The sequence below is a fragment of the Stenotrophomonas sp. AGC87 genome (genome assembly GCF_057333975.1).
This window is the reverse complement of record NZ_JBHFHW010000030.1, coordinates 11815-22264: the sequence shown is the minus strand read 5'-3', so window position 1 is coordinate 22264 and position 10450 is coordinate 11815. Positions and strand designations below refer to the sequence as shown.

The 10450-nt window shown below is 66.5% G+C and carries 13 protein-coding genes; 7 read left to right on the top strand and 6 right to left on the bottom strand.

From position 1 onward, the window contains the following. The first annotated feature begins 164 nt into the window (after positions 1-164). Together ACE026_RS11895 and dxs are read left to right on the top strand one after the other, a co-directional pair. Positions 165-824 (top strand): HNH endonuclease, encoded by a 660-nt coding sequence (locus ACE026_RS11895; RefSeq protein WP_088432555.1) that lies wholly within the window; start codon positions 165-167, stop codon positions 822-824. A 116-nt stretch (positions 825-940) separates the two neighbouring features. Further along, positions 941-2851, top strand: a complete 1911-nt coding sequence (dxs, locus tag ACE026_RS11890; RefSeq protein ID WP_486039162.1) for a 1-deoxy-D-xylulose-5-phosphate synthase — start codon at positions 941-943, stop codon at positions 2849-2851. A gap of 66 nt (positions 2852-2917) precedes the next feature. On the opposite strand, the gene ACE026_RS11885 is transcribed toward dxs, so the two are convergent. The 3 genes from ACE026_RS11885 to ACE026_RS11875 all read right to left on the bottom strand — a co-directional run bounded on the left by ACE026_RS11885 (position 2918) and on the right by ACE026_RS11875 (position 5011). Next, positions 2918-3481, bottom strand: a complete 564-nt coding sequence (locus ACE026_RS11885; RefSeq protein ID WP_486039161.1) for a DUF3011 domain-containing protein — start codon at positions 3479-3481, stop codon at positions 2918-2920. 167 nt (positions 3482-3648) lie between these two features. Beyond that, on the bottom strand, positions 3649-3852 hold the full coding sequence (locus tag ACE026_RS11880) for a hypothetical protein (RefSeq protein ID WP_313208993.1): 204 nt from the start codon (positions 3850-3852) through the stop codon (positions 3649-3651). A 118-nt stretch (positions 3853-3970) separates the two neighbouring features. Continuing rightward, positions 3971-5011: a linear amide C-N hydrolase gene (locus tag ACE026_RS11875; protein ID WP_486039229.1), complete on the bottom strand. Its 1041-nt coding sequence runs from the start codon at positions 5009-5011 to the stop codon at positions 3971-3973. Positions 5012-5294: 283 nt separating this feature from the next. Here ACE026_RS11875 and ACE026_RS11870 point away from each other — a divergent pair, with 283 nt between their 5' ends. Further along, positions 5295-5564, top strand: a complete 270-nt coding sequence (locus ACE026_RS11870; RefSeq protein WP_486039160.1) for a peptidase — start codon at positions 5295-5297, stop codon at positions 5562-5564. Positions 5565-5576: 12 nt separating this feature from the next. Here ACE026_RS11870 and ACE026_RS11865 read toward each other — a convergent pair whose 3' ends face one another. The 3 genes from ACE026_RS11865 to ACE026_RS11855 form a co-directional block, all read right to left on the bottom strand. Continuing rightward, complete coding sequence (locus ACE026_RS11865; RefSeq protein ID WP_486039159.1) at positions 5577-5825, bottom strand: hypothetical protein; 249 nt, start codon at positions 5823-5825, stop codon at positions 5577-5579. A 68-nt stretch (positions 5826-5893) separates the two neighbouring features. Next, entirely contained in the window at positions 5894-7258 is a 1365-nt protein-coding gene (locus ACE026_RS11860) for a sensor histidine kinase (RefSeq protein WP_486039158.1), read from the bottom strand. Next, positions 7255-7929 (bottom strand): response regulator transcription factor, encoded by a 675-nt coding sequence (locus ACE026_RS11855; RefSeq protein WP_313208990.1) that lies wholly within the window; start codon positions 7927-7929, stop codon positions 7255-7257. The genes ACE026_RS11860 and ACE026_RS11855 overlap by 4 nt, the downstream gene beginning before the upstream one ends. 115 nt (positions 7930-8044) lie before the next feature. On the opposite strand from ACE026_RS11855, the gene ACE026_RS11850 reads away from it, so the two are divergent. From ACE026_RS11850 to ACE026_RS11835, 4 genes are all read left to right on the top strand, one after another. Then, complete coding sequence (locus tag ACE026_RS11850) at positions 8045-8833, top strand: MipA/OmpV family protein (protein ID WP_486039157.1); 789 nt, start codon at positions 8045-8047, stop codon at positions 8831-8833. Positions 8834-8835: 2 nt separating this feature from the next. After that, positions 8836-9048 carry a hypothetical protein gene (locus ACE026_RS11845; RefSeq protein WP_486039156.1) on the top strand — a complete coding sequence of 71 codons (213 nt, stop codon included), beginning with the start codon at positions 8836-8838 and terminating at the stop codon, positions 9046-9048. Positions 9049-9086: 38 nt separating this feature from the next. Next, a complete protein-coding gene (locus ACE026_RS11840) occupies positions 9087-9503 on the top strand; it encodes a hypothetical protein (RefSeq protein ID WP_486039155.1) in 417 nt (138 codons plus the stop codon). A 116-nt stretch (positions 9504-9619) separates the two neighbouring features. Further along, positions 9620-10390, top strand: coding sequence for a transporter (locus tag ACE026_RS11835; protein ID WP_486039154.1), 771 nt, complete (start codon positions 9620-9622; stop codon positions 10388-10390). Positions 10391-10450 lie beyond the last annotated feature (60 nt).

Below are 10450 nucleotides of genomic sequence, written 5' to 3'. Positions count from 1 at the left end.
CGGCACCCCGATAAACCTTCTGGAGAAAAGCCCCCTTGATGTTCAATGGGGCGCGCCGAAGGCGCGGGGCTAAGGTGGAATGCCTGTCCGAATCGTTACCAAATGGGTAGGTGCTTGACGCCTATACCCATTTGGTAACGATTCGGGTATAAGCTGTTTTCCCGATGGAGACAGACACTACACGCTTGGGTCTGATCGATACCGGAGCCTCGTCCGCCCCGGTCGCCGAGGTGTCGCCGATCGTTACGCTGCATCGGCCCGGTTCGGTGCGGTTATTGGCCCTGGACGCCCACGGGCGCGTACTCGACTGGATCAATTGGCAGGACGCCTCCTGCCTCTACGCGCGTGGCGCAGTGGCCTGGACCCTGGGCGACCCCTGCCTGCACATCCACGGCGGCATCTGCCGTACCACCGGCCTGCAGAGCGGTCTGGACCTGCACCCGATCATCGCCGCCCGCGGGCATGCGCGCTCCCGCGCGATCGACCCCACCCCGAATCTGTCCAATCCCGCGCTGTTCGCGCGCGATTCGCACCTGTGCCTGTACTGCGGGCAACAGTTCAACCGCCCGCAACTGACCCGCGACCACGTCATGCCGCTCTCCAAGGGGGGCCTGGACGTGTGGGAGAACGTGGTCAGCGCCTGCTTCCACTGCAACTCGCGCAAGAGCAACCGCACCCCGCAGCAGGCCAGCATGCCGCTGCTCGCCGTGCCCTATCGGCCGAGCTGGATCGAGCACATGATCCTGTCCAACCGCAACATCCTGGCCGATCAGATGGCATTCCTGAAAGCGCAGCTGCCCAAGCGTTCCAAGCTCTGCGCGTGAGCGCGCTGCGACGTTCTGTCGCAGCCTCCGTCACCGTTTACTCACTGAAAAGGCGGTTTGCTTGCCCCACCCTCATTTGGGGGGGAAAATAGGCGCTCAGAAGAAGCGCGATAAACATGATCGATTCCGCCCGCTATCCCCGCCTTGCGCGCATCCAGTCACCGGATGACCTGCGCAGGTTCGAAGAATCCGAACTGCCCGCGATCGCGGATGAACTGCGTGCCTACCTGATTGAGTCGGTCGGCAAGAGCGGCGGCCATTTCGGCGCCGGCCTGGGCGTGATCGAACTGACCGTCGCCCTGCACTACCTCTATCAGACGCCGGTCGATCAGCTGGTGTGGGATGTGGGTCATCAGACCTACCCGCACAAGATCCTGACCGGCCGCCGCGACGAGATCCACACGGTCAAGCAGAAGGACGGCGTCGCGCCGTTCCCCAAGCGCGAGGAAAGCGAGTACGACACCTTCGGTGTCGGCCATTCCTCCACCTCCATCTCGGCGGCGCTGGGCATGGCGATCGCACGCCAGGCCGAAGGCGATGACCGCAAGGTCGTGGCCGTGATCGGCGATGGCGCGATGACCGCCGGCATGGCTTACGAGGCGCTCAACCACGCCGGCGGCATGGAGCAGGAACCGAACCTGCTGGTGATCCTCAACGACAACAACATGTCGATCTCCGAGGCCGTGGGCGGGCTGACCAAGATGCTCGGCCGCGCCACCGGCAGCCGCACGCTCAATGCGCTGCGCGAAGGCGGCAAGAAGATCCTCGGCGACAAGAAGCACAACCCGACCGCGCGCTTCGTCAAGCGCTGGGAAGAGCACTGGAAGGGCATGTTCGTGCCGTCCACGTTCTTCGAGGAAATGGGCTTCCATTACACCGGCCCGATCGACGGCCACGACGTGCCGGCGCTGGTCGCCACGCTGAAGACGCTCAAGAGCCTGAAGGGCCTGAAGCTGCTGCACGTGATGACCACCAAGGGCAAGGGCTACGAACGCGCCGAAGGTGACCAGATCGGGTACCACGCCGTCGGCCCGTTCGATCCGGACAAGGGCCTGGTCTCCAAGGGCGGAGCCAAGAAGCCGACCTATACCGACGTCTTCAGTGACTGGCTGTGCGATGCCGCCGCGGCCGAGCCGAAGCTGATGGGCATCACCCCGGCGATGCGCGAGGGCTCTGGCCTGGTGCGCTTCAGCAAGGAATACCCGGAGCGCTACTTCGATGTGGCCATCGCCGAGCAGCACGCGGTGACTCTGGCGGCCGGCATGGCCACCCAGGGTGCCAAGCCCGTGGTGGCGATCTACTCGACCTTCCTGCAGCGCGCGTACGACCAGTTGGTGCACGACGTGGCCGTGCAGGAGCTGGATGTGCTGTTCGCGATCGACCGTGCCGGCGTCGTCGGCCCGGATGGCGCGACCCCTGCCGGCAACCTGGATTTGAGCTTCCTGCGCTGCGTGCCGCACATGGTGGTGATGGCGCCGTCCGATGAGGCCGAGTGCCGTCAGATGCTGACCACCGGCCTGCGCTATGCCGGCCCGGCCGCGGTGCGCTACCCGCGTGGCAGCGGGACCGGCATTGCCGCCGGCACGGATCTGGCCACGCTGGAGATCGGCAAGGCCGATCTGCGGCTGCAGGGCAGCCGGATCGCCCTGCTCGCGTTCGGCAGCACCGTGACGGCCGCCGAACAGGTCGGCCGCGAACTGGGCCTGACCGTGGTCAACATGCGTTTCATCAAGCCGCTGGACCGCGCCCTGCTGCTGGAACTGGCGCAGCGCCATGAAGGCTTCGTCACCATCGAAGACAACGTGGTCGCCGGCGGTGCCGGCTCCGGCGTGGCCGAGCTGCTCAATGCCGAGAGTGTGCTCAAGCCGTTCCTGCACCTGGGCCTGCCGGACAGCTTCCAGCACCATGCCAGCCGTGAAGACCTGCTGGCCGAAGCCGGCATCGACGCCGATGGCATCCGCCAGGCCGTGCTCAAGCGTTGGCCGATGCTGGTCAAGAGCGGCCAGACGCTCAGCGCGGCGGGCTGATCCCGCGCGCCCTGCGGCCTGTCATCGCCATGATGGCAGGCCGCCCGGATCGGCACGCCGTGCCGGTCAATTCACCGCGAACTGGCCTCGGCAACCGCCCGAAACCCACACCCCGTTGCGATCCCAGCCCCAGGTCTGGCCTTCGACGCAGGCGGTCTTGGAGGTCTGACGCACCAGTCGGGCATCACGACGGATGGTCACGTTGCAGCGCCGCTGACGGCGATCATTGGAATCGCAGGTGATCAGTTCGCCCCGGCCATTGCCATGGCCACCATTGTTCCAGCCGCCACCATTGTTGCCCCAGCCCCCGTGCGAGGGCCGGCCACGCTCGGCGATGAACTCCGCACGGCAGCCCTGGGTGACCCAGACGCCATCGCGGGCCTGGCCCCAGGTCTGGCCTTCGATGCAGGGCGAGCCGAAGATCTGCCGCACCAGGCGGGCACGACCGGGCAATGCGCATTGCTGGGTCCGGTTCTTGACCGACTCGCAGCGCACCGGCCCACCGTTGTAGCCATCGTCATAACCGCGACCGTAGTCCTGCGCCTGCGCAGCGCCCGCCAACGCCATCAACGCGGGCACTGCAGCCCACAGCCAGCGCTTCGACCCCGTGGGCTTCCTGTTGCTCGTCATGCGTTCCTCGTTACCGTGTTGGGAGGCGCACAGGATCGGTGATCCTCACCGCGCGCGACATAGGCCAGAAGTCGCTGATTTCATCCCCTATTTAGGTACCCGACGCGGGGCTGACCGAGGTGATGGTGCCGGGTCACATCCAGGCCTGATGGTGCCGGGGTGCCGGCTCAGCCGTAGCGGACGGCGTCCACGTAGGTCTCCAGCACCTGCACCCGGACGGCGCTGCTGTCGCCGGTCTCGGCATAGTGCTCTCGAGCCAGGGCATCAGCGAAATCGAAGGCGGTGGCTCCGCTGCGGAACGCAATCGGCGCGGATTTGGCCGGGTGCACGACGTGCCAGCGGCGTTCGATGTGTTGCAGTTTGATCACCATGCGGATCGTTCCTTTGCGGCATGCCTGGGCGAAAAGCTCACGACGGGAGGGATCCATCCCTCAGCAGGAACGATAGAGCAGGCCGCGGCCTGCCGGTATCGGATTAGTCTGATTTTGCTCAGCCGTCGGTACCCAGGAACCGGAACGGCTCGGACGGCTGGAACCGGGGCAGCGCGTCGCCGGCAAATACGTTGCGCTGGTCCGGCCCCAGGTCAAGTTTCAACACCGGGGCACCGCGCGAGAAATCGGCCTTGTTGAGGTCCACCCAGAAGGTATTGGGCGTCATCGCCGATTCAAAGAAATACAGCTTGCGCTTGTGGTCGGCCACGGTCCGCCAGCGCGTGGAGGAGATGTTCGGCTCCCCCGGCGTGGTGATTCCGTAGGGCACGGATACATTGCGGATCACACTGAACACGCTGGCCAACGCGACCACGGGATCCTCGCTTTTGGGAATCGCGTTGATGTAGAACTTCGCGCGGGCGAAGCGGTCGGCCGAGCGGTTGGTGCCGGGCAGCATCACGGTGCCACCGATCTCCTGCCAGTACGCGTTGAGCGCCAGTTGCTGATCAAACACCGGTGAGTTGGTCATCACCTGATAGGCGCGATCGTGATGGATCACCTGCTTGCCGTTGATGTATTCGACGATGGCACTGTCGCCGCTGGCGTCGGACAAGGACAGGTGCAGCGTGGCCAGCCGGGACTCGCCCGGCACCTTGTCCGTCACGATCGAAAACGGCTCGCGCTCAAGGGCGGCGACGGCCTCGGCAACGGTGGCGAAGTTGTCGAGCACGTATTGCGCCCACAACGAGATCGCCAATCCCGGCTTGCTGCCCCGTTGCTGCGGGTACTGCGATTCTGCCAGCCACAACAGATTGGCTGACAACCCTGCTTCGTTGAGTCCATCGGTGGTGGAGATGTCATACCCGGTGGCGACCACGCTGCCGTAGCGCGAGGTCCAGCGGATGGAGCGCTGACCGGCCTGGCCATCACGGTCGATGCCTTTGGGCAGCACCCACAGGTTGGTGGCCACATCGCTCTTCCAATCCATCGAGCGGGCCGTGATCACATCCTGGTTGTCGCCCAGATACACCACGCGGGTGCAGGCATCGGCCTGGGCGCAGACACAGGTGAGCGCCGCAGCGAGTGCGATGTGACGCATCGAAAACAGTGTTTTCATGACGTGCCTCCTGGCAGTGGCGCTGACAACCTGGCGTCAAACCTGATACCGGCGATGTGCACACAGGCAGGTCGCACGCATCGTGTTTCAACGGATCATCGCGTTCCGCGGTGCTCGTCACGGACTACAACGCAGCATCGGCAGAATCATCCAGCGTCATATCAGCCCACGCCCGGTGATGGAGGAGTGAACCCTCCATCCTGCACGTGGCATCGACGGAGCCGGCGCGAGACTGCCCGCGACCTCAAGCGCCTACGGAGCCTGCATGTCCATTCGAGCCGCCCTGCTTCCCCTGCTCGCCGCCCTCACCGCCTGCGCCCATCCTGCGCCGTCACCCTCCTCGCCCACTGCAGGCGTACCCGGCGCGGACCGCGATGCGCACGGGTGCATCGGCTCGGCAGGCTACCGTTGGTGCGAACGCACGCAGCAGTGCGAACGCCCTTGGGAGCTGGCCAAGGCCAAGGGGCTGGAGAACACCGCCGAGGTCATCACCGCCTACTGCGCTGCACCGCCGACCGGGCCGGCGCAACGCTGATCCAACGCAGGATCAACCGTCCTTGTTCTTGCCGCCGAAATCGAGCGGTTTGCTGTCGCCGCCGCGATCGTCATTGAACCGGATGTTCAACTCATTGCAGCGGCTTTCGCGGCGGGCGACCTGCGCCGGCAGGTCCTTCACCTGCGGCGAATCCTCGCACTGCGGGCGCGAGGCGACATCGTCATAGGTGGCACAACCGGACAGGCCGGACAGGGCCAGGCCGGATACCACGATCACACCGAACAGCGAACGTCTGCGCATCGAACCGGCACCAGAAAGGGGGCGTGTCCGTTGTCCCACGATGCCCCAGCCCGATCACCTGCCATTGGTCATGCCGGGGACGCCCCCGGTAACGGCCGCGGGTCCACCGGCAGCACCACCAGGAACCGCGCGCCGCCGCCCGGGGCGCTGTCCACCGCGATGGTGCCGGCATGGCGCAGCACGATTTCACGCGCCAGGTGCAGGCCCAGCCCGCTGCCACTGCCGCTGGGCCGCAACCGGTGGAACGGCTCGAACACGGACAGCCGCTCGGCCTCCGGCACGCCGGGGCCTTCATCACTGACCGACAGGCCCCCATCGTCATGCAGCGCCACGGCGATCATGCCGCGGCCGCCACCGTGGGCGATGGCGTTCTGCAGCAGGCTGGCGATGACCCGGTGCAGCGCATGGGGATCCCCGCGGACCCAGATCGGCTGATCCGGTGCATCCACCGAAAAGCCGTAGCCGGCATCCACCACCAATGGCGCGACATCGGCGGCCACGTCGCGGGTCAACGCGGAAAGGTCGATACGCTGGGATTGGCTGCCATGCCGGTCCAGCCGCTGCAGATCCAGCAGCTGCTCGGCGATGTTGCTCAGCCGGCTCAGGTCCAGCTGCAGGCGCGAACGCACATCACCGGGCGGCAGATCGGCCAGGCGCGTGGCGAGGATCGCGATCGGCATGCGCAGTTCATGCGCTGCACCGGCGAGGAAGCGATCCTGCGCATCGTAGCTTTCACCGATGCGGCGCACGGCCGCGTTGAAGGCGTCCACCAGCGGATAGATCTCCAGCGGCACGGCACGCGTATCCAGGCCGCTGCCGCGCTCGTTGACCTGGATCGCTGCGGCCTGCGCCGCCACGCGGTTGACCCCGCGCAGCGCGCGATGGATCACCCACGGCGCCACCACCAGCGTGATCACCAGCACCGGCAACGCGATCCAGCCGCCCAGATAGCGGAAGATCAACAGCAGCTGCCGCACGATGCTGCGTTCGGGAATGCCGCCTACCGCCACGTGCAACCGCCCTTCCGGCCGAACAACGACCACCACGCGCACGGCAAGCGCATCAGCATTGATGCGGGTACGGATATCGGTCTGCTCGATGTGATCCAACCGCGCGACCAGCGGGCGGTACTGCTCCGGAACATTGCCGTGTACCAGGCGTCGGCCACGCTCATCGGCCGCGGCGAACCAGAACGTCGCCGGCGGCCGTGGCACGGCCAGCGCCACCTTCGGCGGATCCGCCTCCAGCCCCTGGGCACCAAAGGTGATGGCCGATGCGATCTGGTCGCTGGTCTTCCAGTCGATATAGGCCGAACGGCGGTCGCCGTAGGTCAACACCATCGCACTCAACGCCAGGGCGATCGTGGCCGCCTGGATCAGGCAGACCTTCCACACCAGGTTGAACGCCAGGGAATCGGGTTTGAGCAATCTCACGGCGTGTCCTTGAGCAGATACCCGATGCCGCGCATGACGTGGATCTCCACGCCCGCGTCGGCTTCCAACAGCGCTTTGCGCAGCTTGGAGACATGCGCATCCAGCGCATTGGATTGGATCGCATCGTCAAAGCCGTACACGGCTTCCAGCAACGAGGCGCGGCCTACCGTGCGCCCTTGCCGCAGTGCCAGTGCCTCGAGCACCAGCAGCTGCCGCCGCGGCAGCGCGAGCAGCACCTCGGACACTCGGGCCTCGCGCGCCACGAAATCGAACTGCAGCCGGCCCAGCGACAACACCGGCAGGGTGATCTGCGAGGGCCGCCGCGAGATCGCGCGGATGCGCGCGAGCAGCTCTTCGACCGCGAACGGCTTGGTCAGGTAATCATCCGCGCCCACGTCCAGGCCGGTGACCCGATCGGCCACCGAATCGCGCGCGGTCAGCATGATCACCGGCAGGTTGGGCACGCGCTCACGCGCGATCCGCACGAAGCTGGCACCGTCGCCGTCGGGCAGCTGCCGGTCCAGCAGCAGGATCTGATGGACGCCGGCCTTGAGGGCTTCATCGGCCTGCGCCATCGTGCCGACCACGTCGATCACCATGCCGTGGCGCGCCAGGCTGACCTGGATCGCACTGGCCATTTCCGGATCATCTTCCAGGAGAAGAAGGCGCATGGGGCGGTGCCTTGCGGGGTACGAAGGAGGCGATGGTACCGCGCAGCCGGACGTAACGTTCCGACAATGTAGGGCGCCCACCATGACACTCCGGTTGTTCCCCCTCGGCAGGTCCATGCACGTCCGTTTCCGTTCCCCGCGCCCTTCCCTTCCCCTGTTTGGCCTGGCCTTGGCCAGTGCGTTCACCGCCGCCAGTGCGCAGGCGGCTGATGCCCCCGAGGGCGCCAGGAAAAGCAGCATCGGCATCGCTGTCGTCGCACTCAAGGCCCCCTACGCCGGCTATGACACCGATCGTCTGGCCGCCCCGATCGTCAGCTGGGAAGGCCGTTCGTTCTTCTTCCGCGGTGGCAGCGTGGGCTATCGCCTGCACCAGACCGCGCAGTCCGAGCTTGCCCTGACCGCCTCGCCGTACGTGATGCGTTTCAAACGCCGCGACAGCCACGACCCGCAGCTGCGCCAGCTCGACAACCGCAGCCTGTCCGGCATGCTGGGCGTCTCCTGGCGGCACCAGGCCGAATGGGGCGTGCTGCAGGCCAATGCGCAGGCGGAAGTCACCGGACATGGCGGCGGTTTTTCGGCCGATGCCCGGTACGCCTACCCGATCCCGGCCGGCCGCGTGACCTTCATGCCTGCGGTGGGCGTGACCTACACCAGCGCCGATCTCAACGACTACTACTTCGGCGTGAGTGAACGCGAAGCGGCACGCAGCGGCCTGGCGCACTACTCGGCCGGCAGCGGTGTGTCGCCCTACATGGACATCGCCGCCGTGATGCCGCTGGGACCGCGCTGGACGGCGACCGCGTCGATCCGCCGCACCTCGCTGGCCGATGCCGTGCGCGACAGCCCGATGACCCGTGGCGACCACATGGATACTGCCGCGCTCTCCCTCAGTTACGGATTCTGATCATGCGTCAGGGAATCGTACGTCGTGTCGCGGATCTGGCCTTGCAGATCGAACCGGACCGCGCCGCCGTTCTTGAATGGATTCTGCATTCCCCACTGCCCGCGCTCGACGGGCAGACCACGTTCGAACTGGCCTGCGAGGGCCAGGGTGAACGCGTCGTCGCGCTGCTGGGCACCCTGCTGCGGCAGGGTGATCCGGTCCTGCCGCGCGGCTGATTCCTCGTTTTTCCCCGACCGGTGTCCTGGAGGCGCGAATGAACAACGCAACCGATACCCCGCTGCTGCAAGCAGCCAACGATGACCTCGCCGCGCATGCGATCGTGGCCAATCTCCAGCGCGCAATCCAGCACCGCATGGACCGCGACAGCCAGGCCCACGGCCGTTTCTCACGGGCTTACATCGCCGAGCTGTTCGACATCGGGCGCACCATCAGTCCCGCGTGCCGGCCGCACCAGGTCGACAGTGAATGGATCACCGCCCGACGTTCCTGGCTGGATACGGTGCTGCGCGAGCATCCGTTGGACCGTCGCGATGCGCAACTGACCGCTGCACGGCACGCCGCCGATGGGTTCCTGCTCCGCGCCTGCGTGCTCGGCTGTGACGCCACACCGGACGTCGCGACCGAGCGCGTGCGCGATGCCCTCATTGCCATGACCCGGCCGCCGCACTGAGTGACGAAACGCCGCTGACACCTGCACGTGACCGCCGGAATCACCGTGCTACATTCCGGCCAAGGGGCAGGCTGACTGCTTCTTGATGTCGGTATCGGCCGGCCCGGAGCGTGCCCATGCGGTGTTCGGCCCTGCTGCTGTCCCTGCTGTTCTGCGGTGCGTCGCACGCCCAACAGGACGCGCCGCCGGACCTCGCCTTCGACCGCCCCGGCATCGGCTTCGCCGCCTCGACACTGCCCCGCGGTCGCGTGGCGCTGGAGGCGGGACTGCCCAGCTTCAGCCGCGACCGCGACGGCGCGGGCGTGCTGAGCACGCAGTACAGTGCCGACATCAATCTCCGGATCGGCTTGGTCGAGCATCTCGAACTGCAGGCCTTCACCTCGCCCTGGAACCACCTGCGGGTGGCGCCGCGCGATGCACCGGCCGAGCGCAGCAGCGGTGCCGGCGATGTGGGCGTCGGGCTGAAGTTCGCCCTGCCCTTGTCATCGGAAAAGCACGCCGTCGCGCTGCTGGCCAGCACCACGTTCGCGACCGGCTCGCGCGACTTCAGCGAGGGCGCCACGCAGTACGCGCTGGGTGCGAGCTATGAGTACAGCTTCAATGATCGCTGGACTGGCGCGCTGTACGCCAATGTGACCCGCGGTGGCAACGAGGACAGCGTCACCTGGGCACCGAGCCTGAGCTTCTCCGCCACCGATACCGTCGGCACCTATCTGGAAGCCGGCTTCACCGACACCCACGGCGAGCCCTCGACCGGGATTGCCGGCGCAGGCGTCACCTGGATGGTGACCCCGACCGTGCAGCTGGACGCCTCATTCGACGTGGGATTGGACGATGACAGCCCGGATACGCAGGCCGGGCTGGGGATTTCCGTGTACTTCCAGTAAGCGCCGCGCGGTAACCAGCACATCAGCCGATCACCAATGAAAAGGCCTGCGCGATATCGC